The organism is Suicoccus acidiformans, assembly GCF_003546865.1.
In the GTDB taxonomy this organism is placed as follows: domain Bacteria; phylum Bacillota; class Bacilli; order Lactobacillales; family Aerococcaceae; genus Suicoccus; species Suicoccus acidiformans.
In genome coordinates this window covers 47,495-70,831 of sequence record NZ_CP023434.1, presented here as the reverse complement: position 1 = coordinate 70,831, position 23,337 = coordinate 47,495, and the positions used below count along the sequence as shown (strand labels likewise).

Below are 23,337 nucleotides of genomic sequence, written 5' to 3'. Positions count from 1 at the left end.
AAAGGAGAAGACCATGCCAAACCAATATACAAAGCCTTTGGAGCGGGAGAAAGTCTTTCGTGACCCAGTGCATGACTATATTCATATTCGTGACCGTGTCGTTCTAGACCTTATTGATACCCAAGAATTTCAACGCTTACGTCGCATCAAGCAACTCGGCACAGCTTCCTATACCTTTCATGGGGCGGAGCATTCTCGCTTTACCCATTCCTTAGGCGTTTATGAAATAACACGGCGGATTATCAATAATTTTGTACGAAATTATCCTACACAGACTCCAGGCGACGGCTTATGGGACGACCGCGAACGCTTAACCGCCCTTTGTGCCGCCCTCCTCCATGATATTGGTCATGGTCCCTTCTCCCATACCTTTGAGAGTATTTTCGATACAGATCATGAAGCGATTACGCAAGCGATTATTACATCCTCTGATACACAAGTCAATCAAGTTTTGCGCCGAGTTAGCGCAGACTTTCCTGCCAAAGTTGCTAGTGTAATCCGTAAAGATTATCCTAACCAACAAGTCGTGCAACTCATCAGTAGTCAAATCGATGCCGATCGCATGGATTACCTTTTACGCGATGCTTATTATGCCGGTGTCAGTTACGGGAAGTTTGATTTAACTCGCATCATTCGTGTGATTCGCCCCTATGAAGATCGTATTGTCTTTGATTTTGTCGGCATGCATGCTGTGGAGGATTATATTGTCAGCCGCTACCAAATGTATATGCAAGTTTATTTCCATCCTGTCTCACGTGGTATGGAGGAAGTACTTCGCAACTTGCTTCAACGAGCGAAACATTGCTTTTATAATCGCGGAGAGGACTTTAGAAGCGCTTCAGCTGCCTTGCAACCCTTCTTCGCCAATGATTGGACGCTCAAAGATTATTTGCGCTTAGATGATTATGTAATGCAATCTTTCTTCAACCAATGGCAAGAAGACGCAGACCCCATTCTTAGCGATTTAAGTTGGCGCTTCCTCAACCGCAAACCCTTTAAGTCCTTACTGACGACGGCTGGAGAGAGCCTAGAATTAAGGCTCGCCTTACAAAAGGAAATCGATCACTATGGCTATGACCCTGAGTATTATTTCGGCGAGAATGCCAGTCTTGATTTACCTTACGACTATTTCCGACCTTATCAGTCCAATGCTCGTACGCAAATAGACCTTATCACGAAGAAGAACCAGGTCGTTGAATTATCTCAAGTAAGCCCTTTGGTCAACTCCTTAACTGGACGTGAACGAGGCGACCACAGACTTTACTTCCCCCGCGAAGTTCTCCATGCAATCGAGGCCTTACCCGAGTCAGAACTCAATCCCAATCAACAACTCATCCTCAAAGCTCATAAAGAAGAGACAAACGACGTTACCCACCATATCCAACAAAGACTCTTCTAAATATCAAAAGGAACGCCAACTGCTGGCGTTCCTTTTGATTAAGCAGCCTCGTCTGCTGACGTTTCTGCTTCACTTTCCTCAGTATCTTCAACACTATCGGCAGATTCCCAAATCGGCTTATCTGCCCCAGCGGTTGCATCAAGAATGGCTTGAGCAACTTCTGGTGTTTGGTAATAAGTTACTAACTGCTGATACAAGGGGTTATCTACATCTTCACTGCGGACGGCTATGACGTTCTTATAAGCTTCATTCAACTCTTCCGGATGCTCAGAATCGACGAAAATCGCATCATCTAAAGTCAAGCCCGCATCCGTGGCAAAGTTCGTATTAATAAAAGCTGCCGCCACATCTGGTAAAGAAGCGGGTAGTTGCGCTGCCTCTAACTCGATAAATTCAAGATTGAGTGGATTAGCCGTAATGTCAGCTATCGTAGCTAAAGCACCCACTTCATCATCCACTTCAATAATACCTGCGATTTCAAGGGCAAGTATCGCACGTCCTCCATTCGTTGGATCGTTCGGAATCCCAATAACATCTCCATCCGCAAGCTCTTCTAAACTCGAAATTTTATCAGAATAGGCACCCATTGGTGATACAAAAGTGAAACCAATCGGTTCTAAATCACCATCATTCGACGCGTTCCAATCATCTAAGAAGGCAACGTGTTGGAAGGCATTCACATCTAGCGATCCATCTTGTAAGGCAACGTTCGGTTGGACGTAATCCGTAAAGATTTCTAAATTTACTTCAATACCATCTTCTAAAGCCTTTTCCACCACTACTTGCCAAACTTCTTCAGCCGAACCTGCAGTTAAACCAACAGTGACAGATTCGCCTTCAAACTCCCCTTGTGCTGCTACAACTTGGGCACTGGAGATAAGTAATGGACCACTTGCTAAGGCCACGAATAAAAATGTTTGTAAGAATTTCTTCATTTCTAACACCCCTTGTTTTGTGCTGTAATACTTAAGGCCACTCTCTAAACGGACTTAGGCATAAATAATTTAGTTTGATGTCTCTTCGGAGCTTTCTTCGTCAGCTTCCGCTTCTTCACTATTCACATCTGCTTCCTCTGCAACGTCTGCACTTGCTGGACCTTCAATGACCGGTGCACCTTCCCAAATCGCTTTGTCGCCTCCATTAGTTGAGTCATAAATAGCTTGGGCAACTTCTTCTGTTTGGTAAATTTCTACAATACGTTGGTAAAGTGGGTTTTCCACATCCTCACTGCGGGCAGCAATAACGTTCTTGTATGATTCGTTTAATTCATCAGGATAATCTGCATCAACAAAGATTGCATCTGCTAAACTTAGGCCTGCATCAGTAGCAAAGTTTGTATTAATAAAAGTTGCTTTTGAATCTGGAATGGCTGCTGAAAGTTGGGCAGCCTCTAATTCAACGATATTAATATTTTTAGGATTGTCAGTAATGTCATCGACTGTAGCTAAAGCACCAGCTGCATCATCTACTTCAATCACACCAGCCAGTTCTAGGGCTAGAATAGCTCGTCCTCCATTCGTTGGGTCATTAGGAATAGCAACTTGGTCGCCATCCTCTAACTCATCTAAGGATGTAATTGAATCTGAATATGCTCCCATTGGTGATACGAAAGTATAGCCGATAGGCTCTAAGGTGCCATCATTCGACGCATTCCAGTCCTCTAAGAATGCAACATGTTGGAAAGCATTCAAATCAATCGAACCATCTTGCAAGGCTACATTGGGTTGAACATAATCCGTAAATAATTCTAATTCAACCGTAATCCCCTCTTCAGCCGCTTTATCGACAACTACTTGCCAAACATCTTCTTCTGGTCCAGATACAACACCAATTTTAACGGTTTCTCCTTCAAATGAACCTGCTTCACTTGCTAAAACCGGTAAGGCACTCGGTAAAGTAAGGGCTCCTGCTAAGACTGCTACACTTAATTTCTTAATCCATTGTTTCATATTTATCTTCTCCTTTAATCTAAACTTTTACGACAAACGACACGTGCGATAAATAAACTAATCACCCCTTAAACACAAAAAACTCCCATCCTAGAAAGGACGAGAGTATAACTTCGTGGTACCACCTTTATTTCTTGCATTATCACTAATACAAGCTCTACCAGTACAGGGCAAGCCTTATACTGAGTCATTAGCTAACGGGTGCTTCCGTCCACTCCTTGTGCTAAGCATTCGAAGTGACCGCTCGGTGACCATTTTCAAATCATGTTTACTTATTCGCTTCCACCTTACGCGAACTCTCTATAAAGCACTGTGATTTTACTTTTCACGTTTTTGCGTTTAATTATTAAAGTAGTCTTACTATAAATCATCTGCAATTATTTGTCAAGCAATTATTATCATTTTCTAACTGTGCTATAATAATTTTATAGATTATGATAGAAAGAGGAATCTTCATGAAAATTGGTGTTATTGGAGCTACGCCCGCCGATACGCAAATGGGTGTTAATATCATACAGAGCTCTGGCTTTAACGTTAGTCACCGAACAGTTGCGAGTGACCCTGATGAAATTGTCACAATATATAATACCCAGCCTGATACTTTGCAACAACGCTATGAGCGCTTCGTTGAAGAAGTTATGACTGAAGGAGCCGAAAAAATCTTTATATACAGTAATTCTCTGAGCGCTATGGTTGACTATCAGATCGTTGCTCGCACTTTGCATATACCCACAGTAACTCCTTTAGAAGCATATCAAGCACTTCCTGATATTTATCAGAATGTATTAAATCTGTGTGCAACCGGTGCTTCTGCGTCTGATATCGAACACTATACCTGCTTGAACCAGCCTAAGCGACGCGTAATCTCCCTTTCCCATTTACCTCTCGTGGAAGCCATCGAAGAGGCCCGAGACCCTATTGACATTATTTACGCTTTCCGTCTGGATAAATTCTTCGAATATGCTAATAGCCTGACAGGGAGCAAAGATGCATTCGATGTCATCCTGCTTGGCTGTACGCATTTCCCTTACTTACGGGATGCTTTGGAAGGGCTAACCGATATTCCCCTCTTTGATCCAGCAACTTACATGCTCGAAGCGCTCGCAACAAAGTGAAATTAACCTTATCGAAACAGCCCTCAAAGAAGAGGGCTGTTGCTTTTTTTCAGCGGTTGCATGGATGTTTAGGGTCATGCGGATCTACAATCCGATATTGCTTTGACTCTTTCTTCGTCGAAGGTGCTTCACGGTGTTTGGCTTTTTGAATCGATTTCTCGGGTGATCTGGGTGATGCGGATCGCCACCATGTCTTTCATAGGTTCTATTTGTCACTGTCTTCCGCATCCTTTCTTAAAGTTATGACTGACCTGTCCATTCCTTGGACGAATACCGCCCATCTCCTTCAGTAAAAGCATCGGTTACATATAATTCCCCATCAACGTAAACATAGAGAATTTCATCATTGATAAGCATACTATACTCAACTTCCCCCGCTTCAGTCCACATAATTGCTTCAGCTGGCAACAGGTCAACCTTTGTATCTGCCGGGAAGCTACGGTTCGTTTCCAAATGCATCGCTAGAACCTCTTGGACAAATTGATTCGCGCTAGTGAAATCCATCGCGAAATCATTATGGTCTATAAGGTAATGATCGAAGCTTTCTTGGAGAATTTCATACACACGTTTGTCTACCAGCAACGCATCTGCGTGATTTCCATCTACTTTCTCAAAAGTTACAGTGATCTGCTCACCGTCTTCCAAGCCAATCATATGATTAATATCAGCTAATACCTCTCCGTCCACGAAATAAAGACCGGTATTCTGATAAACGCGTGCATTCGTATATGTCTCACGCAAATCATAGGCCAAAGCCATAAATGGATATAGTTGCTCTGGTTCACCAGACTCATCTAATAAAACTACTGGCGAGATGGTTTTGCCAATTAAGCCGGTGCCTAAGCCTCCGTCCCCTTCCCGCAAGGCCCCAGTCATGACTACTAAATCTTGGTAAATTGCTGGACGACTTTCGATAGTTTCTGCATTCTTTGCATAAAAACGTAACCCTGCCTTCTCACCAGCTGGTTCGAAATAATAGGCTAGATTGAACAGGCCGTCTTCACTGACTTCAGTAATGAGGTGTACCGTCACATTTAATGCTGGTATCTCCGTTTCAGCAGTGTATGTCCCAATATAATTTTCTGTTGCTTGGGGAGCAACATACTTAGAGTCATCTGGGTTTAAGATAGCTTGCGGTATAAAGCTCGCCCTGCCTCCGCCATGCTGATGGTGATCGTCTGCTGCATAAGCAGCCCCGTGAATACTTAAACATAATAGAGCGAATAATACAGCCTTTAGTATTCTCTTCATACGTTTAACCCTTCCTAATACTTAGTTCGGCACAATGCCATCAATAAATTCATACGTGATACCTTCTTCATCTTCAATGCGCCAGCCTGAGCCTTCCAAACGAATAATTTCTTCACCAAACAAGCTCACAATCCATACATTGTCCACTTGCTCTACATCTGGATTGGCGATGATGTAATAAGCATAACCATCTTTTTCCGTATAGTAAATACTTGGAATAGTATTGTTAATTAAGTGAATAATATCCGTTTGAGACATTTCTGGTGTAATCTGTTGAGTAATTTCTGCATATGTACCCTTTAAATCATAAGGTAAATTCAACTCATCTAAGTAATGCTCACGCAAGCCTTCAGAGTAATTAGCTAAATCTGGGTGCGGAAATGAATGTAAACTCGCTAAGGCATTCACCCGCTCTTGACCACTTAATGCACCCTCAACATTATCAACTTCATGGTCGTGGTGAGGCACTTCCTCAGTTACATCATGCATATGTGAATCATGCGCTTCATGCCCGTGATGGTGATCATGTTCGCCGGCTATGTCTCCTCCATTATGAACGTAAATAATCAACTGTCGCTCATCAAATAACAAGCCTTCAATAGCATAGTCATCGGGTGCAACATAGTAGCCTGTAAAGGGCATGTCTTCAACAGATAGTCCTTGAGATGCTTCCGCCCACACTACTTGCTGGGGATGCAATAAGCTGAATAAACCTAAACTCAGTAATAATCGTCTCTTCATCAAATCCTCCTATATCAAAAAGCCTAGCCCCAAGAAAGCCTTGAGACCAGGATTTCATTTCGTATAGCGTCAGCGAATTATTGAGCAGACTCTTCAGAGCCTTCTTCAATCTCTTCAGATGCTACTTCTTCAGTTGTTTCTTCGGCACCACTTGCTTTACCCGTCACTGCGATTGGTGCACTCGCTGTATCGCCACCTTCATATAGGCCCATTGCAGCTAATAATTTATAAGCAATGTCAATATTCTCGAAGTTTCCTTCAAACATTGCAGCACCTGCACCGATTGCATACACTGGCACACGCTCTGGTGAGTGGTCAACCGTTGTAAAGGCTAAACCAGCTTTACGAGCAAGCAAACGTGTAGATGCAATCGAAATCGGTTTGTAAGAATGGTAACCTTTGATGATGTCTGCTTGACCTAAATTACGCTCTTCTTCTGGTAATTTAGATTGCTCAAAAGCATATTTCAACTCTTCAAGTTCCAATGGAGTTACAAGCATTAAATCTTTTGACTCTTCCTCTTCAGCTGCTTCTGCTTCAGCAACCGTTGGTATTTCTTCTGTTGCTTCTAAATCAAAGACAAAACCAAAGTTCTCTTCCAATACTGGCACAAAGTCTTCAAATGTCATTTCCGGATTCTCTTCCAATGCTTGGTCGAAGATTACATCGAACTCTTCTTGGGACACTTTCTGGTTATCCAATAGATGAAAGTAGCTGTTGTATCCTGTTTCAGAGTTACCGATTGTGAAACCACCTGTTGGATGGTCGGCCGTTACAACAATTAAAGTATCTTCTGGGTGCTCATAGTAGAAATCAATCGCTTCTTGGATGGCATTCTGGAAGTCGATGACTTCTTTAACTGTGGTTGCAGCGTCATTAGCATGTTCTGCCCAGTCAATCTTACCAGATTCCGCCATCATGAAGAAGCCTTCTTCATTGGCGCTTAGAACTTCAATCCCTTTAGAAACCATGTCAGCGAATGTTGGCTCGCCTTCTTCACGGTCAATGGCATATTTCATTGAAGTACCATCAGCTTCTGACATAACTGAAGCTGGTGCATAAACTTTGCCAGATTCCGCATTGATTGCTTCGAACTCTTCTTGTGTTTCCGCTACCGTGTACTCATTTTCTTCAAGAATTTCATATAAGTCTTTCTGATCATCTTCATCACCTGTACGGCGGCTTAATGATCCACCTGCGAAGTAATCGAAATCAGAGAGAGCCATCTGCTCACCAATCTCATAGTAGTTACGACGGTGCTCGACGTTAGCGTAGAAAGCTGCTGGTGTTGCGTGGTTTAATGTAACAGTGGATAAGATGCCGACAGACTTCCCATCAGCCTTAGCTTTTTCCGCAATAGATTCCGTTTGCTCTGTATAACCTAGTGTTAAACCAATCACGTTTGAATCGACTTTAACCCCGTTACCAAATGCCGTTGCAGTAGCTGCTGAATCTGGAACATAGTGATCAGCATCTGTTGGATTTTGTAAGCCGATCACTGGAAACTGAGAGAAATTCAATGGTTGAGCTTCAGCTGTACCAAAGCCTTCGTTACCATTGTCTGGACCTAAGTAATACTCAGCTGCTGACACAGGAATATTACCCATACCATCGCCGATAAAGAGGAAAACATATTTCGCTTCGTTCTCGTTAATTAATGATAAATCTTCTGTTAAAGCGCGTCCTTCTTGTAATTCCACGACTGGTTTATCCGCGTGTTGGCCTTCTTCTTGTTTAGCGAACGCAACACTTGGTGCAACACTCGTTAACATTAAAGAAGTAGCCAAAGTCATTAAAATTGATTTCTTCATCATTAAACCCCTTTTTAAAGTTTTTGTACTAATGAACGATTCATCATACAAGTGTATGTTAACAAAGGAGTGTAAATTTAGCGTAATGTCTTTGTAAATTCTATGTAAATTCGTCTTGTGAAATAATTCTAAATTATCTGCAATATTTTTATATATGAATGAAATAAAGTTCGTGGCACAACCACGAACTTTATTTGTTCATTCCACTTTTTTAATGTTTTGTTTTCTTAATGATCCAATTGAAGAATAATTGACTTATAAGGACAATTAAAAGAATGAGCACTGTGGAGATAAGAATAATATCCATTCGACTGCGTTGGTATCCACGGGCAATAGCCATCGTCCCTAGACCACCACCACCGACTGAACCAGCCATGGCAGTTAAGCCAAGAACATTAATGACAGTTGAAGCACTGACACGAAGCAAAGCGGGAAGTCCTTCTCTGAGATAGACACGAAAAATAATATCCAAAGGACTTGAACCCATTGCTTCTGCCGCTTCAATAACACCCGGTTCAACCTCTAAAAGAGCAATTTCCACTTGCCGTGCATAAAAGGGAATCGTACTGGCAATAATTGGTACAGTAGCCGCAGTTGGACCAATGGAAGAACCAACAATGGCTCGAGTCACATTAATTAATAAAGCTAGCAAGATAATAAAAGGAATGGACCGGAAGATATTGACCAGCGTATCTAAAGCCTTATAAATTACAGGATTTTCCAAGATACCGTTCGGTCCCGTGACTGTCATAATAATTCCAAGAATAAGTCCCAGTAGCCCACCAATCAAGCATGAGATGACCAACATATAAATCGTCTCACCCGTTGCGACTAGAAATTCATCACGGATTGGCCATGCATATGGAAGCCATAGTTCCATTATTTCATTAAAGCGCTCCGCTGTTAGCAATAATATGGTATTTATCATTGTAACCCCTCCTCTTTAACATATTGTAAGATAATATCATCAAGTGACTGGGCACTGACCGATCGTGTTTCTAAAGTAGCAATCGCACGTTCAATCGCATCGGGTTCTCCGTCAAGTGCAATCACCAAATTACCTGTTGGTGTCCCTTGGAGGACTTCAACGTGACCATAAAGAATATTCGCATCCACATCGAATTCCCGAACCAAGTTGGCAATAATTGGCTTCGTCGTCTCACTACCGACATAGCTCAAGCGATAAATAACTCCTTTCTCATTCAACTCGCGTGTGAGTGGCTGCTTCAAGACAACTTCTAACTCTTGATCAAAGTGCGTCGCTGTATTAATAAACTCGCGCGTCAATGGTTTCTGCGGATTGGTAAAGATGTCTAAGATGGTGCCTTGTTCTAGAATCTGACCGTTCTCCATCACCGCCACTTTATCGCACAAGTCTTTGACTACCGACATCTCATGCGTGATGACAACCATAGTCAAACCGAGCTTCTCATTCAAATCCTTCAACAAACGTAAAATAGAAGACGTCGTTTTAGGGTCGAGCGCACTCGTTGCCTCATCACACAGTAAGATATCCGGATCATTGGCCAAAGCGCGAGCAATCGCAACCCGTTGCTTTTGACCGCCTGATAATTGACTAGGATGATTATGCGTCTTACTATCCAAACCTACTAGCTCCAGTAAATCAAGCACCTTTGCATTAATTTCATCTTTACTTAAGCCACTACCTTTTAAAGGAAAAGCCACATTATCAAAAATAGTGCGCGATTCCATAAGGTTAAAGTGCTGAAAAATCATCCCGATCTTCTTACGGGCCTGACGCAATTCACTACTATTTAAGCTCATTAAGTCCTGTCCATTCACTTGGACCGAACCACTTGTAGGCCGTTGCAATAAATTAATCGTACGCACCAAGGTACTCTTTCCTGCACCGCTGTAGCCAACAATGCCGAATATTTCACCTTTATCCACTCGAATGGACACATCTTTAACTGCTTGCACAATGCGCTCATCTGTTTCAAAGATGACGTCGATGTCTTGTAAATTAATCATTCTAACTCTCCTCCTTAACAAAAAAACTCCCATCCTATTCAAAGGACGAGAGTACTCACGTGTTACCACCTTAATTCATTAATTTATTACTAAATTAACCTCACTGGTACAGCTATTTATGCTATACCAACGCCCACTTAACGGAAGGCATCCGTTTACTGCTCATGCTAAAACTCACAGTAACCGCTCCTTGGCCATCTTCAATGCACAGCAACTCCCTGTTTCCACCAATCCAGGTTCTCTATAAGCACCCCATGCATTTACTCTCCAAATCATCGCATTTATATCGTTTGAACTATCATACCGACCCCCTTTCCAAAAGTCAAGCAAAGAAATCTCTGGAAGTTCTTGTATACTTTACATACTTCTTAAGAAGTTCTGTGCTATACTAACGGAAAGTATAAGGAGTGTGATTCAAATGTATTCATTTAACATAAATAAACAATCCGAACGCATATCGTCTAGCCCCATCCGCCGATTCAATGACCAAATTAGTCATATCGACGACCTATTGAAATTGACCCTTGGTGAGCCTGACTTTAACGCTCCCTTGAAAGTACGTCAAGCAGCCATCGATGCCATTGAAGCAGGCGTTACAGGCTACACCCATTCCCGCGGGACAATCGAATTACGCCAAGCCATTCAAAACTATCTTAAGCGTCATTATGACTTAGACTATCGAGCAGAAGACGAAATCATTGTCTCCGTAGGGGCAACGGGTGCTCTTTTCGCCGCTATTACTGCCGTAACGAATCCTGGAGATCAAGTCATTGCACCCGCTCCCCATTATGTCATCTATCAAACACAAACGATTCTAGCAGGTGGGGAGTTTGTCTCTGTGGATGTTAGTGAAGATGCCTTTATTCTAACACCGGAACGCTTAGAAGAGACATTGAAAGCTAATCCTCGCGCCAAGACGTTAATTCTCAATCACCCTTCCAATCCAACTGGGGCTACTTATACCCGCGAACAGTTAGAAGCGCTTGTTCCAATCATTAAAACACACCAACTTACGGTTATATCAGACGAAATCTACGCGGAGTTAACCTACGACAGTGAACATGTATCGATGGCGAAGCTTCTACCAGAGCAGACCATCCTTATCAACGGTGCTAGCAAGTCTCATGCCATGACCGGCTGGCGCATGGGCTTTATCGCTGCACCCAAGGAAATCTTAGATACCATCTTTAAAATCCAACAAGCTACCATCAATACACCCAACACCTTGGCACAAGCAGCTAGTGTAGTAGCCTATAATGATTGTGATGAAGATATTCTAGCAATGCGCGCAGAATACCAGAAACGCTGTCATTATTTAGCTGCAGAATTAACTCGTCTCGGCTACCAATATGTTAATCCTCAAGGGGCTTTCTATCTATTTGTTCAAGTCCCTGCTGATTTTGCAGGCAATGACGTAGATTTCTGCTTAACACTAGCAGAGCAAGCTAAGATTGGTGTCATTCCAGGTAGCTCCTTCGGTCAAAGTGGGGCAGGATACTTCAGAATTAGTTATGCAGCGAGTATGGCAGATTTAGAAGAATTTATCCATCGCCTAGAAGCATTTACTAAGCTGTAATATTTAACGGCAACAGCCTTATTTAAACAACACGCATAGCCTTGTTCAAAGCCACCTAATTATACAAATTGCTTTGTTTGTTCCGAAACATTAATACCAATGAACTGCTCCACTTAATTTATTTAAAATAACAAGAATGCCTTAATGACAAAGATTATCTGTTATAAACAAAGATATTAACTGTATTTAATAGTTGTGATTCGATGAACTTTGAGTTATACTAGTAAAAAATATATGAGGTGACTATTGTGGCAAATCAAAGAGTTATTTTAATCGGTGATGGTGCAGTAGGGTCAAGTTTTGCTTATTCATCAATCATTCAAGGTGTCGGTCGCGAATTTGGAATTATCGATATTAATAAGAAGCGCGTTGAAGGGGATGTGCTTGATTTAAGCGATGCTCTTGCTTACCGCGAGCCTGTCAAAATTTTCGCAGCAGAATATAGCGATTGTAAAGATGCGGATGTCGTAGTAATCACAGCTGGCCTTCCTCAGAAAGAGGGCGAAACACGTTTAGATTTAGTTGATAAGAACTTACCTATCTTAAAAGATATGGTTGATTCTGTAGTCGCATCAGGCTTTAATGGAGTCTTCCTAGTCGCTTCTAACCCGGTTGATATTATGACTTACGCAACATGGAAATTCTCTGGCTTCCCAGCCCAAAAAATCGTCGGATCAGGTACTTCTCTAGACTCAGCCCGTTTCCGTCATGAAATCGCAAGTCTATTGGATGTGGATACCCGCTCGGTGCATGCCTATATTATGGGTGAACATGGAGATAGCGAATTCCCAGTCTGGTCTAAGGCAAATATTGGTGGCTTAAATATCTATGAATGGGTTAAAGCAAATTCTGAAGTCGACTACAAAGACTTAGAACAGCGCTTTATCGGTGTCCGCGATAAGGCATACGCAATCATTGAGCGTAAGGGAGCTACCCATTACGGAATTGGGGTTGCCTTAACCCGGATTGTTAAAGCTATCCTTAACGATGAGAATACTGTGTTACCTCTTTCAATCTATTTAAACGGGGAATATGACATCCATGATGTCTTTATCGGAGCTCCTGCTATTATTGGACGCAATGGTGTTCGTAATGTCATTGATTTCGATTTGAATGATACCGAAGCAGCCCAAATGCAAGCCTCTGCTAAAACCCTCAAAGAAACTATTGAATCAGCTTTTGATAAATTAGATATGGAAGCTTAAGCGCACTTCGGCTTCTTAAACACTGAAAAACCCTGCAAGCTTACTTTGTTTTCAAAGCTTGCAGGGTTTTCACTTTATTGAAAGCAAGTGTTTACTAGATTATGCTATACTATGCTTAAGTAATCTTATGTTACTCAAACAAGAGAAAGGTTGTGAAGAAATGACAGAGACTCCCCCAAGAAATCGCGAGCATAAACGCTGGATTGCCCTTGTTCTGGCAATTATCTTACTACTTGTAAGCGGACGTTCGCAATTATATGCCAATCGACGAAACACTTCTAAGAATCAGGATTTACTTCAAGAATTTACTCAGGGCAAATCCCTATCAGAACAAGTCATCCAACAAGGTAATAAAGATGCGCGCATTGCTGTCATCCCAATCCATGGGGTTATTTATGAAGGTAGCAGTAGCTCTTTTATGCAAGGGCCAACATATTATCACCAGCACGTCATCGATAGCATTAAGGCTATTCAAGAGGACTCGAGTGTTAAAGGTGTCGTCCTTGACATTAACTCACCTGGTGGGACAGTTTACCATAGTGCCGAAGTTTATGAACGTCTTCTAGCTTTAAAGGAAGCAACCGGAATACCCATCTATGCCTCCTTTAAATCCATGGCAGCTAGCGGAGGTTACTATATCGCTGCAGCAGCTGATAAAATATATGCCTCCAACCAAGAAACAGTAACCGGGTCGATTGGTGTCATTAGTAGCGGCTTTAATTACAGCCAACTCCTAGAAAACTTAGGCATCGAAGATCAATCCATTAAATCCCATGATCATAAAGACATTGGTAGTAGCACTCGTGAGATGACCGAAGAAGAAGAAGCTATCTTACAAGAAGAAATTGACCAGGTCTTCCAACGCTTTGTCGATGTTGTAGATGCTGGACGGACGAATTTAACACGCGAAGAGGTCCTTAAGTTAGCCGATGGACGGACTTACGATGGGGCTCAAGCTTTAGAGAATGGCCTAGTCGATGCGATTGCCTATGAAGAGACCGTCTTTAATGACTTGGCTGAAAGCTTAAATATCACTTCACCCGAAATATTCTATTACCTGCAAATCGATGACCTATTTGGTTTAGGTCAGCTCGGTTCACTACTCCAAGGCCAAGTCAATAAACCTATGACTCAAACAGACATACCTAATTTGCAAGCATTAATCAATGAACCTCTGGCCTTATACATCGAAGGAGGTTCCATCTATGATTGAGTCTTACTATCCCTACAGCTTTCGAGCAGGTTTTTGGCGACGGGTGCCCGCTTTCTTATTCGATGGATTAATGATTAGCCTCCTTCGCAGTGTAATCTTTGCTTGGTTACCCCCATCCTGGCTGGTCAGTTCTTTAAGCGAATGGGCACTAAATCTACTGATTTATCACGGTTACTTTATTCTTCTCACACAGCTTAATCACGGTCAAACCCTCGGCAAAATGCTCTTAAGCATCCAAGTCGTTAATGAAGATGGCCAAGAACTAAGCTGGAAGCAGACCTTTTTCCGTGAAGGTATCGGACGCTTTCTCTGCAACCAGTTGCTCTATTTGCCTTATCTGTTCGTCGCCTTTACCCAAGGTAAAACCCATATTAGCGACTATCTTTCAGATACCTATGTCTTAAAAGACGATTTCATTAATATATCAATAGAAAACGAGAAGGAGTTAAAAGAATGAAGCACAAAACGATTGCAATCATCGGTGGCGGTATTGTCGGATCTACTGCAGCTTACTACTTAGCCAAAGCTGGCTGCGACGTTACGTTATTTGATACAGGTACCGGCCAAGCAACTAAAGCAGCCGCCGGAATTATTTGCCCCTGGTTTTCCTTAAGACGCAATAAACCTTGGTATTACCTTGTATCAAATGGTGCTGAATTTTATCGTAAGCTCATGTCTGACTTAGACGATGACGGCTTCAATAGCCAGGAGATTTTTCAAGTAGATGGCACGCTGATGATTCGCCGGAAAGAAAAGCGGGTGCAGCAAGATTTAAAACAAGCTAAGACAAAACGCGAAGCCTCACCTTCGATTGGCCAAATAGCGCCGGTTGCTCCCGAAGAAGTTTCCAACTACAATCCACTCCTAAAGTCAACACATCCAGCAACTTTTGTTGAAGGTGGAGGACGGGTAGACGGTGAAGCTTTAATCCAAGCCTTGCACGCAGCCTGTCTGCAGCACGGTGGTAAAATCGAACATTTCGAGGCATTTCTAAAAGAAGATGCTGAGGGACAAATTCAACTCTTCACGAATAAGCAACCCCCTAAAGCCTATGACTATATCTTAGCTAGCGCCGGCGCTTGGCTGCCCCATTTGCTCAAGCCGCTTGGTTATCAAACAGATATTCGTCCCCAGAAAGGACAATTATTCATCCTTTCAAACGAAGCATGGAAAGACCAACATTGGCCTGTGGTGATGCCTTATGGAACAGGAGATATTATCCCCTTCAATGATGGTCGCATCATCATTGGGGCAAGCCACGAGGACGAGATGGGTTACGATTTATCGATTGATCAATCAGAGCTTCAGGCTCTCCAAGAAGAAGCTAGCCAGTGGCTACCACTGCTCAAAGACATCAAGCCTACCGATCACGTTGAGTGTAAGGTAGGTACCCGGGCGATGACTTCAGATTACGCCGTGCTCGTCGGCCAAGTCCCTGAAACTGCCAATCTTTGGGCCGTAAGTGGGCTTGGTTCGTCCGGCTTAACCAGCGGGCCTTTTCTCGGTTATGAATGGAGTCAGCTAGTTATCAACGGTAGCTGGTCACTTAAAGCCGAGGACTTCCCCATCGACAATTATATCTCTAGAAATAAATAACTATTATTTAATGATAAAAAGGAGTGAAAGAGCGTTTTTATTCCTTTTTTCGATTATTAAGTAGGCAAATAAATTACATCATGATAAGATACAAAGGATTCATCAATTTATTAAGGAGTATGACTTATGTGGGAAGAATTTAAAGAGTTTATTTCAGGTGATGATGTCTTAAAGATGGCAACCGGTATTATTATGGGTTCGGCCTTCACAAGTATTGTTAACAGCTTAGTTGACGACATCTTCATGCCGCTCATTGTTTCTTTAACAGGCGCAGCGGATGTTACAGATTTGACGATTACAATCGGCAATACTACCATTGGGATTGGGCTATTCTTACAAGCTATTATTAATTTCTTATTAATCTCCCTATTCCTATTCTTGGTCTTAAAAGGTATTGATAAAGCGAAGAACTTGAACAAATCGGCTAAAGTCGAAGAAGTAGAAGAAGCTGGACCAACTAAAACGGAATTACTAACAGATATCCTAGCTGAATTAAAGAAACAGAACTAATGCTACCTCTTTAAGGTAAATCCGATAATCTATCCCAAAAGCGCTGAGGCGACCAATACGGTTCCTCAGCGCTTTTGCCTTTATTTAAACGCACAGTTTCTATCATGGTCATTGACCACTCCGATAGCTTGTAAGTATGAATAGATAGTGACCGAGCCAATAAATTTAAAGCCCCGCTTCTTCATATCTTTACTGACTTGATCACTCAAGAGCGTTCGACTAGGTATCCCTGCGCCTTCACCTTGAATAACTTTACCATCTGTAAAAGACCATATATAAGCGTCAAATGTCCCAAATTCTTCTTGAACTTTTAAGAAACTTTGCGCATTCGTAATTGCCGCTCGAATCTTCCCTTCATGACGAATAATCCCCCTATCCTGCATGAGCCTTAGAACGTCTTGTTCCTGATACTGGGCAATCTGACGGTAGTCAAAGTGACTAAAAGCTGCTTGGAAATTCTCATACTTTGATAAGACGAGTTGCCAAGATAAGCCGACATGGAAACTTTCTAAGAGAAGCCACTGATATAATTCCTGCTCATCATGTGTCGGCTGACACCACTCGTAATCATGATAGGCTACATAATAGTGCGGCTTGCCTTCAACCCACTCACACCGTTGAACTGTCTTCACCTTACAAACCCCCTTTTAATACATAGTAACTCCCTACCAACATAACGAAAATAATATATAAATAATTCCATTCTTTCACTAGAAGTAAATAAGCCATGTATTCACGGACAATCGCATAAGGCCATGACCAAACTGGGCTGGTGGCTCCTTTAAAGTGGGCCCGTAACTTAGCTCGGTGAGCAAGGAAATAAGACCGTAGCAAGTGGAAAGTGCTAGTAATAATTACCGGTGTGCTTTGTATTTCATAGCGTTCCATAAGCTCCTGACTATACATAAAATTCTCATATGTATTTAAAGCCTGGTCTTCAACAATAATCTGTGTCGCCGGTACACCTAAGTCCATCAAATAATGACGCATCGCTTGACCCTCAGCAGGATGATTGCTTTTAGAGGTCACGCCACCACTGACAATAAAGCGTACTTGCTGTCTATTAGATTCCTCTACGGTTAAATAGAGACGGTAGGCTTTTTGAAGGCGGGCTTTTAATACTTTAGGCAACCGATTATCGTCTTCAATACGTGCGCCTAGTACGACAATCAGCTCAACCTCTTCTCTGAGTGGGGCAAGATTTAAGACAATGCTGATGACTAAATAACTCAAGAAATTTACCACAAAATATAGGGTTAGCATGACGTTTACCTGAATTAAAAGCGTCATATCCTCTTCCAAACGAAACCAAGCACTTAGCGTATATATTGAAAAGATGAGAAAAGTTAGTGCAATCAAGCCGTGCAAAGTTTTACGCAAGAGACGCAACTCGTCTTGATTAATTCGCAGTAACACAAGGAAAGCCAGTAATAATAAGATAATCGGACTCAAAGCAATCGCAAAGCCACTAACTACATAAAAGAAATAGCGGACTGTATAAATCAGTGTCGCATGACTAAAATTGATTAAGCCCAATAACCAACTTGTTAATGCAAAAAGCGCCAAACATGTCGGTTGTAAGGCGCGATGAGGGTGAAGGATTGACAGAATCAAAAGAATTGTTAACATTCCGGCCAGAGCATAAAAAATCAAACCAAAGCCCTCCCATCTATTCACCCAGCTCGTGATAAGCTTGATAGACTACTTGCTTACGCACCGAGCGTAATTGAGCAACTTGCTTAATCGCCTCTTTACTCGTCAAGTGCTCTTGCTGCATGAGCTGCTCAACGTGTTCTTTATAAGATAAATCCGCTGCTAGCTGGGAAGATGCTTCTAAGCCACCCCCAGCAATTAAAACCACACATTCACCTTTAATTCCCTGCTCTGCTACTGCCAGCAACAAATCCTCAGCTGATCCCCGCATATATTCTTCGAAACGCTTAGTCAATTCACGGGCTAAAACTACTGAACGATTGGCTCCTAACACTTGTATTGTAGCCTTAAGTAAATCTTTTATGCGATACGGCGATTCATAGAAAATTGCCGTCTCTTCACGCATACCTACTTGCTCCAGTATTTCCTGACGCATTTTCGTCTGTCTTGGGAAAAAACCGTAATAAGTAAAGCGTTCTTGGTCCATACCTGAAGCAATTAGCGCTGTTAAAGCGGCATTGGCTCCTGGTAAGGCAATAACTGGCACACCGACTTCTAAACAACGTTTCACCAGGGGATGTCCTGGATCGTTAATCAGTGGCATCCCTGCGTCACTGACCATTGCCATTACTTCACCTGCTTCTAAAGACGCAAACAATTGTTCTTGCTTGTCTGAATGTGTATGTTCATGGTAACTCGTTAAAGGAGTATCAATTTCGAAATGCGTCAACAGTTTGAGGGTTTGTCGAGTATCTTCCGCTAATATCATATCAGCTTCTTGGAGAATTCGAACTGCTCTAAACGTCATATCCTCCAAGTTGCCAATCGGCGTAGGCACTAAATAAAGAGCACCTCGGTTTCCCTCATCTTCAAAACTCTTCTGTCTTTGCATCGGACAGCTCCTCTCCATTGACCAGTACAAAACTTGCTTCTTTGACATTCACAATGCCATGCTGCCTTAAATATTGCTCTTTGGCTGCCCTCGTCAATTGTTTAAATTGGTATTCAGATCGCATAGCCTGCCGCTTATCGCTAAAGCGTTCTGCATAAATCATACGGACAGGCTGCCTACTTCTAACCCGGGTATATTTGGCCCCTTTACCAGCGTTATGTGTCGCCTCTCTCGCTTGAAGATTCGTGGTAAAACCGCCGTATAAGGTATCATCCCGGCAATATAGCACATAGAAATAATAAGACTTAGCCATAGTAAATCTCTTTCATCTCCTCAGTGTATTCGCTGTTTGCCTCATGCACCACTAGCGGGGGCTCAATCTTAACACCGGATAAGCCACCGCCATAAATGGCTTCCACCAGAATAGTATTGGCCTGGCGATCCACTTTAGGGTGTACGAAACGAATGCGGTGAATACTGAAATGGTACTTGAGTAAGGTCTGGAATATCTGATCCAAACGCTCCGGCCTATGCACGAAGAATAGCTTACCCTTGCTCCGCATCACTTGACTCGCTTTTTGGATCCATTGCTCGAGCGTTAAATAAATTTCATGTCGGGCAATCGCGTGACTATCCAATTGGTGCGTTTCCCGACTCTGCTCTACAAGGAAATAAGGGGGATTGCACGTCACACAATCATATAACACATCTTGCGGACGTTTAAAGTCATTCAAATCCATCTGCAAAAATTCAACCCGCTCTGCGAGCCCATTCAACTGAGCACTGCGGCGGGCCATATCGACCAAGGGAGCCTGGATTTCAATCCCTTGAAGGGTTGCCTGTGTTCTGGCAGATAAAAGCAAAGGAATGACACCATTTCCTGAGCAAAAATCGATATAATGAAAGGTTTTGTTGACCGGTAATTGGGTAAAATCCGCCAATAAAATTGCGTCTAAAGAGGACGTAAAAAAGGCTTTACTTTGGATAAGATGAATATCCTCTCGCTGAAAATAGTCTAAACGTTCGTTTGCTTCAATCGCTACTTCTGAATGCTTCATCTTTAATCCAACCGATCTAATATATCTTGGCAGAACATACAACCCTCTTCTGGAGCTCGGCGCATCCCGAAATATTGATGACAGAAATGAATACCATTATCGTAGAAATTCTGTAAACGCTCTTTACCCCCTGTATGCTCTTGTCCTTCTGGATTATCTGCGTCGACTTGGGTTGACTCGCGAACAACGTCTTGTAAATCTTGAATTTTAATTTCTAATTGATTCTTATCTTCTTGTAAGGTATTTACAGCGCGCTTGAGCTGTGCCAAAGTATCGCTCAACTCCAACATTTGAGCGTTGGCTTGTTCTAATAGTTCTTCGATTGCTTGTGGTTCCATCTGGCACACCTCCTTTGCTTATATATAATTTAACGAAAGCTCGCCTTCAAAGCGAGTTGTTCTAAGGCAAGTTGTGGGCTGACATTAGCTTGGATTTTCTCTTTAGCTTGGTAGATTGTGTCATTTAAACGGCTCAAATGCTCGAGCGTCGGTTGAGCATTCGCACACAAATTCTCTACGAAATAATTCTGAATCTGGCGCGAATCTTTAGGAAAATCCATTCTTGCAAACATAGTCGAGCGATTCAATAAAAGTAAGTAATCTAATCCATCTAGGCTACCTTGTACAGATAAATACGGCTTTAAATGCGCTTGCACACTGACAAAGGCTGTCCCTTTCCCTTGTACAAGCAAAGCATAATAGCTTTTCCACGCATCCAGCCAAGCATTCAAATCCTCTGCCTCATATTGTTCCTGAAGCCTTTCACTCGCTCCTTGGGGAAGATTCATCAGAATTTGCAGCGCATGCTCATCAAAGGCTCTATCTGATCGAATTAATGCCTCGCGGTTGGTTGAATCAGTCGGCAAATGAAAGCTCTGAACTCTTGATTGAATCGTCGGCAACAGTATACTCATCACCGGAGTGTACAGAATGATATAAGCATTCTCAACTGGCTCCTCAAGAAACTTAAGCAGAGCATTACTCGCTGCTTCATTCATCAACCAAGCTTCTTCAATCACAGCCACCTTCATATTCAGTTCGACCGGACTGGTCGCCAACCATTCACGCATTTGCCGAATTTGATCAACGCGGATATACTTGCCATCCGCCTGGACATATAATACATCTGACAAGGCATTGCCAGCTGCTCGTTGACACACGTTACACGTTTGGTCTGGTCGGTTCGCTTGCTCAAACTGTGGACAAGCCAAAGCTTGAATTAAAGCCAAGGTAACTTCCTCCTTGGCCTTTGTATCCTCCCCAGTAAAAGCATAAGCATGGGCCAACTGTCGACGGGCGACCAGCCGAAAGAAATGCTCCATGAGTTGTTGGCTAGCCTTTGACATAGCTGCCCCCTTAGAAGCGATAAAAGGCGTCGATTGGCAAGACAAAGACAATGGCGCCCCCTACTTCTACTTGCACTGGGTAGTTTTGGGACATATTATAATCCACATCAAAATTAGATGGAGCGACCACTGTCTGCGTCCGCTCTTGTGAGCAATCGCGAATAATATCTAACGCAGCCTCTACCCGTTTAGCTTCTGTACCAATAAGGAAAGTCGTATTGCCTGAACGCAAGAAACCACCTGTACTACTTAATTTAGTAGCTTGGAAATCCGCTTCCTGGAAGGCCTTACTCAACACCACTTCATCTTCATCTTGAACAATCGCAATAATTAATTTCATCGAATATCTCCCCTTCCGCATCTTCTTAATTTGACTATCGTTAAGCCGAAATACAAGGCTAATTCAACCGTTCTGCAATTACTTCTAGACAACGCTCAATCACTGCATCATAAGTCATATTGGCGTCAATTAGGACAATCCGGTCATTCTCAGCTGCTAAATCGAGAAAAGCTTGGCGCACTTTCTGATGAAAATTTAAACTCTCTCGGTCCAAACGGTCATATTGACGTTGGCCTCGAGCCTTTTGAATTCGCTCCAAACCTACTTCAGCTGGAACATCTAATAATAGGGTCAAATCTGGTAGCTGACCCTCAATCGCAAATTGGTTGATTGTCCAAACTTCTTCCTGAGGAATCTGGCGGGCAACACCTTGATAGGCTAAAGAGCTATCAACAAAGCGATCGGATAGGACCCACTGGCCTTTATCTAAAGTCGGAATGATTGTCTCTACTAAATGCTGGCGTCGACTAGCTGCATACAATAAAGCTTCAGTACGTCCATCCATAGCTGTATTATTTACATTAAGTATCACTTCACGAATCTGTTCAGCAATGGGACTTCCCCCAGGCTCTCTTGTCGTAATCACATCAACGCCTCGCTCTTGCAAGGCTTTTTGGAGGCCTCGAATAACGGTTGATTTACCTGAACCATCTGGACCTTCTAATGATATAAACCTTCCTCTGGGCTTCATTTAGTTACTCCCTCTTAAAGTTCTCTGCGACCTTCAATCGCTCGGTATAAAGTCATCTCATCTGCATATTCAATATCACTGCCCACGGATAAACCATGAGCTAACCGCGTCACTTTGATTCCTGCCGGTTTAATTAACCTAGATAAGTACATGGCCGTAGCCTCACCTTCTGACGTCGCATTTGTAGCCAAAATCACTTCTTGAACGGTTTCATCTTCTAGCCGTTGAATGAGTTGAGTGATATTCAAATCTTCAGGGCCAGTCCCTTCCATCGGTGATAAAACACCACCTAAGACGTGATACAGGCCGTTATATTCCTGCATACGTTCCATCGACATGACATCCCGGGAATCTTCGACAACTAGAATGGTTGTACGGTCTCGTGACGTATCACTACAAATAAGGCAGGGGTCTGTATCCGTAATATTGCCACATATTTGACAATGGGTTAGGTCACGTCTGGCATTAATTAAATTCTGCGCGAACTCCAGAACATCGGCCTCATTCATTTCCAGAATATAAAAGGCTAAACGCGCTGCAGTTTTGCTCCCGATACCTGGGAGTTTAGTGAAGCTATGAATGAGCTTAGCAATAGGCGCTGGATATTGCACATGTAACCCTTCTTTCTACACCTATTAAAACGGTAAATTCATCCCTTGTGTAAAGCGACTCATCTTCGCCTGTGTCTCTTCGTCAACTTGTGCTAAGGCCTCATTGACGGTAGCTAGTACCAAGTCCTCTAGCATCTCGATGTCATCCGGATCAACTAAAGCTTCCTGAATGGTCAAATCGAGTAGCTGTCTTTTGCCATTTACTTCCACACGAACGAGCTGATTGGTATCTTCGCTGACAAATGTACTATTTTCGAGCTCCTTTTGCGTTGCTTCCATATCTTTCTGCATCTTCTGCATTTGCTTCATAATTCCTTGCATATTTCCCATACCACGCATTATTATATCCTCCTAGTAATATAATAGGTCTAGTGTAACATAATTCAAGC

At 42.6% G+C, this 23,337-nt stretch carries 26 protein-coding genes and 2 other annotated features; of the genes, 8 read left to right on the top strand and 18 right to left on the bottom strand.

Annotation, left to right across the window (positions count from 1 at the left end):
* Positions 1-13: 13 nt before the first annotated feature.
* Entirely contained in the window at positions 14-1,399 is a 1,386-nt protein-coding gene (locus tag CL176_RS00360) for an HD domain-containing protein (RefSeq protein WP_118989526.1), read from the top strand.
* A 38-nt stretch (positions 1,400-1,437) separates the two neighbouring features.
* On the opposite strand, the gene CL176_RS00355 is transcribed toward CL176_RS00360, so the two are convergent.
* Entirely contained in the window at positions 1,438-2,334 is an 897-nt protein-coding gene (locus tag CL176_RS00355; RefSeq protein WP_118989525.1) for a MetQ/NlpA family ABC transporter substrate-binding protein, read from the bottom strand.
* A gap of 69 nt (positions 2,335-2,403) precedes the next feature.
* Complete coding sequence (locus CL176_RS00350) at positions 2,404-3,348, bottom strand: MetQ/NlpA family ABC transporter substrate-binding protein (protein WP_118989524.1); 945 nt, start codon at positions 3,346-3,348, stop codon at positions 2,404-2,406.
* Positions 3,349-3,440: 92 nt separating this feature from the next.
* Positions 3,441-3,691 (bottom strand) — a binding site (T-box leader).
* A 112-nt stretch (positions 3,692-3,803) separates the two neighbouring features.
* Between CL176_RS00350 and CL176_RS00345 the strand changes: the two genes are divergently transcribed.
* On the top strand, positions 3,804-4,463 hold the full coding sequence (locus CL176_RS00345) for an aspartate/glutamate racemase family protein (protein ID WP_118989523.1): 660 nt from the start codon (positions 3,804-3,806) through the stop codon (positions 4,461-4,463).
* Between the two features lie 240 nt (positions 4,464-4,703).
* Here the strand turns inward: CL176_RS00345 and CL176_RS00340 are convergent, their stop codons facing one another.
* The 5 genes from CL176_RS00340 to CL176_RS00320 form a co-directional block, all read right to left on the bottom strand.
* Positions 4,704-5,714 carry a hypothetical protein gene (locus tag CL176_RS00340; protein ID WP_118989522.1) on the bottom strand — a complete coding sequence of 337 codons (1,011 nt, stop codon included), beginning with the start codon at positions 5,712-5,714 and terminating at the stop codon, positions 4,704-4,706.
* Positions 5,715-5,735: 21 nt separating this feature from the next.
* Complete coding sequence (locus tag CL176_RS00335; protein WP_118989521.1) at positions 5,736-6,455, bottom strand: hypothetical protein; 720 nt, start codon at positions 6,453-6,455, stop codon at positions 5,736-5,738.
* A 77-nt stretch (positions 6,456-6,532) separates the two neighbouring features.
* Positions 6,533-8,266: an alkaline phosphatase gene (locus tag CL176_RS00330; protein WP_118989520.1), complete on the bottom strand. Its 1,734-nt coding sequence runs from the start codon at positions 8,264-8,266 to the stop codon at positions 6,533-6,535.
* Positions 8,267-8,477: 211 nt separating this feature from the next.
* On the bottom strand, positions 8,478-9,194 hold the full coding sequence (locus CL176_RS00325; RefSeq protein WP_118989519.1) for a methionine ABC transporter permease: 717 nt from the start codon (positions 9,192-9,194) through the stop codon (positions 8,478-8,480).
* Positions 9,191-10,258, bottom strand: coding sequence for a methionine ABC transporter ATP-binding protein (locus CL176_RS00320; RefSeq protein ID WP_118989518.1), 1,068 nt, complete (start codon positions 10,256-10,258; stop codon positions 9,191-9,193). The genes CL176_RS00325 and CL176_RS00320 overlap by 4 nt, the downstream gene beginning before the upstream one ends.
* Before the next feature lie 38 nt (positions 10,259-10,296).
* Positions 10,297-10,543 (bottom strand) — a binding site (T-box leader).
* A gap of 133 nt (positions 10,544-10,676) precedes the next feature.
* Here CL176_RS00320 and CL176_RS00315 point away from each other — a divergent pair.
* From CL176_RS00315 to mscL, 6 genes are all read left to right on the top strand, one after another.
* On the top strand, positions 10,677-11,834 hold the full coding sequence (locus CL176_RS00315) for an aminotransferase class I/II-fold pyridoxal phosphate-dependent enzyme (protein ID WP_118989517.1): 1,158 nt from the start codon (positions 10,677-10,679) through the stop codon (positions 11,832-11,834).
* Positions 11,835-12,082: 248 nt separating this feature from the next.
* Positions 12,083-13,039 (top strand): L-lactate dehydrogenase, encoded by a 957-nt coding sequence (locus CL176_RS00310; protein WP_240430560.1) that lies wholly within the window; start codon positions 12,083-12,085, stop codon positions 13,037-13,039.
* A 160-nt stretch (positions 13,040-13,199) separates the two neighbouring features.
* A complete protein-coding gene (sppA, locus tag CL176_RS00305) occupies positions 13,200-14,252 on the top strand; it encodes a signal peptide peptidase SppA (protein ID WP_162890738.1) in 1,053 nt (350 codons plus the stop codon).
* Positions 14,245-14,709, top strand: coding sequence for an RDD family protein (locus CL176_RS00300; protein WP_162890737.1), 465 nt, complete (start codon positions 14,245-14,247; stop codon positions 14,707-14,709). The genes sppA and CL176_RS00300 overlap by 8 nt, the downstream gene beginning before the upstream one ends.
* Positions 14,706-15,848 carry an NAD(P)/FAD-dependent oxidoreductase gene (locus CL176_RS00295; protein ID WP_118989514.1) on the top strand — a complete coding sequence of 381 codons (1,143 nt, stop codon included), beginning with the start codon at positions 14,706-14,708 and terminating at the stop codon, positions 15,846-15,848. Before CL176_RS00300 ends, CL176_RS00295 begins: the two co-directional genes overlap by 4 nt.
* Positions 15,849-15,974: 126 nt before the next feature.
* On the top strand, positions 15,975-16,358 hold the full coding sequence (mscL, locus tag CL176_RS00290) for a large conductance mechanosensitive channel protein MscL (RefSeq protein WP_118989513.1): 384 nt from the start codon (positions 15,975-15,977) through the stop codon (positions 16,356-16,358).
* A gap of 80 nt (positions 16,359-16,438) precedes the next feature.
* Here mscL and CL176_RS00285 read toward each other — a convergent pair whose 3' ends face one another.
* Genes CL176_RS00285 through CL176_RS00235 form a run of 11 tightly spaced genes read right to left on the bottom strand, consistent with a single transcriptional unit; the run spans position 16,439 to position 23,290 of the window.
* The gene (locus CL176_RS00285; protein ID WP_118989512.1) at positions 16,439-16,990 is read right to left on the bottom strand and encodes a DNA-3-methyladenine glycosylase I; all 552 of its coding nucleotides are present in this window, start codon (positions 16,988-16,990) and stop codon (positions 16,439-16,441) included.
* Position 16,991: 1 nt separating this feature from the next.
* The gene (locus tag CL176_RS00280; RefSeq protein WP_118989511.1) at positions 16,992-18,011 is read right to left on the bottom strand and encodes a YdcF family protein; all 1,020 of its coding nucleotides are present in this window, start codon (positions 18,009-18,011) and stop codon (positions 16,992-16,994) included.
* Between the two features lie 16 nt (positions 18,012-18,027).
* Positions 18,028-18,903, bottom strand: a complete 876-nt coding sequence (gene rsmI, locus CL176_RS00275) for a 16S rRNA (cytidine(1402)-2'-O)-methyltransferase (protein WP_118989510.1) — start codon at positions 18,901-18,903, stop codon at positions 18,028-18,030.
* Positions 18,881-19,216, bottom strand: a complete 336-nt coding sequence (locus CL176_RS00270; protein ID WP_118989509.1) for a GIY-YIG nuclease family protein — start codon at positions 19,214-19,216, stop codon at positions 18,881-18,883. Before CL176_RS00270 ends, rsmI begins: the two co-directional genes overlap by 23 nt.
* Complete coding sequence (locus tag CL176_RS00265) at positions 19,209-19,961, bottom strand: tRNA1(Val) (adenine(37)-N6)-methyltransferase (RefSeq protein ID WP_118989508.1); 753 nt, start codon at positions 19,959-19,961, stop codon at positions 19,209-19,211. Before CL176_RS00265 ends, CL176_RS00270 begins: the two co-directional genes overlap by 8 nt.
* Positions 19,962-19,963: 2 nt before the next feature.
* Positions 19,964-20,299 (bottom strand): initiation-control protein YabA, encoded by a 336-nt coding sequence (locus CL176_RS00260; protein WP_118989507.1) that lies wholly within the window; start codon positions 20,297-20,299, stop codon positions 19,964-19,966.
* Between the two features lie 29 nt (positions 20,300-20,328).
* Complete coding sequence (locus CL176_RS00255; protein WP_118989506.1) at positions 20,329-21,306, bottom strand: hypothetical protein; 978 nt, start codon at positions 21,304-21,306, stop codon at positions 20,329-20,331.
* 10 nt (positions 21,307-21,316) lie between these two features.
* Positions 21,317-21,646, bottom strand: a complete 330-nt coding sequence (locus tag CL176_RS00250) for a cyclic-di-AMP receptor (protein WP_118989505.1) — start codon at positions 21,644-21,646, stop codon at positions 21,317-21,319.
* A gap of 58 nt (positions 21,647-21,704) precedes the next feature.
* Entirely contained in the window at positions 21,705-22,337 is a 633-nt protein-coding gene (gene tmk, locus CL176_RS00245; RefSeq protein ID WP_118989504.1) for a dTMP kinase, read from the bottom strand.
* Positions 22,338-22,351: 14 nt separating this feature from the next.
* A complete protein-coding gene (gene recR, locus CL176_RS00240; RefSeq protein WP_118989503.1) occupies positions 22,352-22,948 on the bottom strand; it encodes a recombination mediator RecR in 597 nt (198 codons plus the stop codon).
* A 24-nt stretch (positions 22,949-22,972) separates the two neighbouring features.
* Positions 22,973-23,290, bottom strand: a complete 318-nt coding sequence (locus tag CL176_RS00235) for a YbaB/EbfC family nucleoid-associated protein (protein ID WP_240430599.1) — start codon at positions 23,288-23,290, stop codon at positions 22,973-22,975.
* Between the last annotated feature and the right edge of the window lie 47 nt (positions 23,291-23,337).

Bases quoted from the DNA above. Each gene is read 5' to 3' on its own strand.
- CL176_RS00360 (WP_118989526.1), top strand. From the start codon at position 14: ATGCCAAACCAATATACAAAGCCTTTGGAGCGGGAGAAAGTCTTTCGT.
- CL176_RS00355 (WP_118989525.1), bottom strand. From the start codon at position 2,334: ATGAAGAAATTCTTACAAACATTTTTATTCGTGGCCTTAGCAAGTGGT.
- CL176_RS00350 (WP_118989524.1), bottom strand. From the start codon at position 3,348: ATGAAACAATGGATTAAGAAATTAAGTGTAGCAGTCTTAGCAGGAGCC.
- CL176_RS00345 (WP_118989523.1), top strand. From the start codon at position 3,804: ATGAAAATTGGTGTTATTGGAGCTACGCCCGCCGATACGCAAATGGGT.
- CL176_RS00340 (WP_118989522.1), bottom strand. From the start codon at position 5,714: ATGAAGAGAATACTAAAGGCTGTATTATTCGCTCTATTATGTTTAAGT.
- CL176_RS00335 (WP_118989521.1), bottom strand. From the start codon at position 6,455: ATGAAGAGACGATTATTACTGAGTTTAGGTTTATTCAGCTTATTGCAT.
- CL176_RS00330 (WP_118989520.1), bottom strand. From the start codon at position 8,266: ATGAAGAAATCAATTTTAATGACTTTGGCTACTTCTTTAATGTTAACG.
- CL176_RS00325 (WP_118989519.1), bottom strand. From the start codon at position 9,194: ATGATAAATACCATATTATTGCTAACAGCGGAGCGCTTTAATGAAATA.
- CL176_RS00320 (WP_118989518.1), bottom strand. From the start codon at position 10,258: ATGATTAATTTACAAGACATCGACGTCATCTTTGAAACAGATGAGCGC.
- CL176_RS00315 (WP_118989517.1), top strand. From the start codon at position 10,677: ATGTATTCATTTAACATAAATAAACAATCCGAACGCATATCGTCTAGC.
- sppA (WP_162890738.1), top strand. From the start codon at position 13,200: ATGACAGAGACTCCCCCAAGAAATCGCGAGCATAAACGCTGGATTGCC.
- CL176_RS00300 (WP_162890737.1), top strand. From the start codon at position 14,245: ATGATTGAGTCTTACTATCCCTACAGCTTTCGAGCAGGTTTTTGGCGA.
- CL176_RS00295 (WP_118989514.1), top strand. From the start codon at position 14,706: ATGAAGCACAAAACGATTGCAATCATCGGTGGCGGTATTGTCGGATCT.
- mscL (WP_118989513.1), top strand. From the start codon at position 15,975: ATGTGGGAAGAATTTAAAGAGTTTATTTCAGGTGATGATGTCTTAAAG.
- rsmI (WP_118989510.1), bottom strand. From the start codon at position 18,903: ATGCAAAGACAGAAGAGTTTTGAAGATGAGGGAAACCGAGGTGCTCTT.
- CL176_RS00270 (WP_118989509.1), bottom strand. From the start codon at position 19,216: ATGGCTAAGTCTTATTATTTCTATGTGCTATATTGCCGGGATGATACC.
- CL176_RS00265 (WP_118989508.1), bottom strand. From the start codon at position 19,961: ATGAAGCATTCAGAAGTAGCGATTGAAGCAAACGAACGTTTAGACTAT.
- CL176_RS00260 (WP_118989507.1), bottom strand. From the start codon at position 20,299: ATGGAACCACAAGCAATCGAAGAACTATTAGAACAAGCCAACGCTCAA.
- CL176_RS00255 (WP_118989506.1), bottom strand. From the start codon at position 21,306: ATGTCAAAGGCTAGCCAACAACTCATGGAGCATTTCTTTCGGCTGGTC.
- CL176_RS00250 (WP_118989505.1), bottom strand. From the start codon at position 21,646: ATGAAATTAATTATTGCGATTGTTCAAGATGAAGATGAAGTGGTGTTG.
- tmk (WP_118989504.1), bottom strand. From the start codon at position 22,337: ATGAAGCCCAGAGGAAGGTTTATATCATTAGAAGGTCCAGATGGTTCA.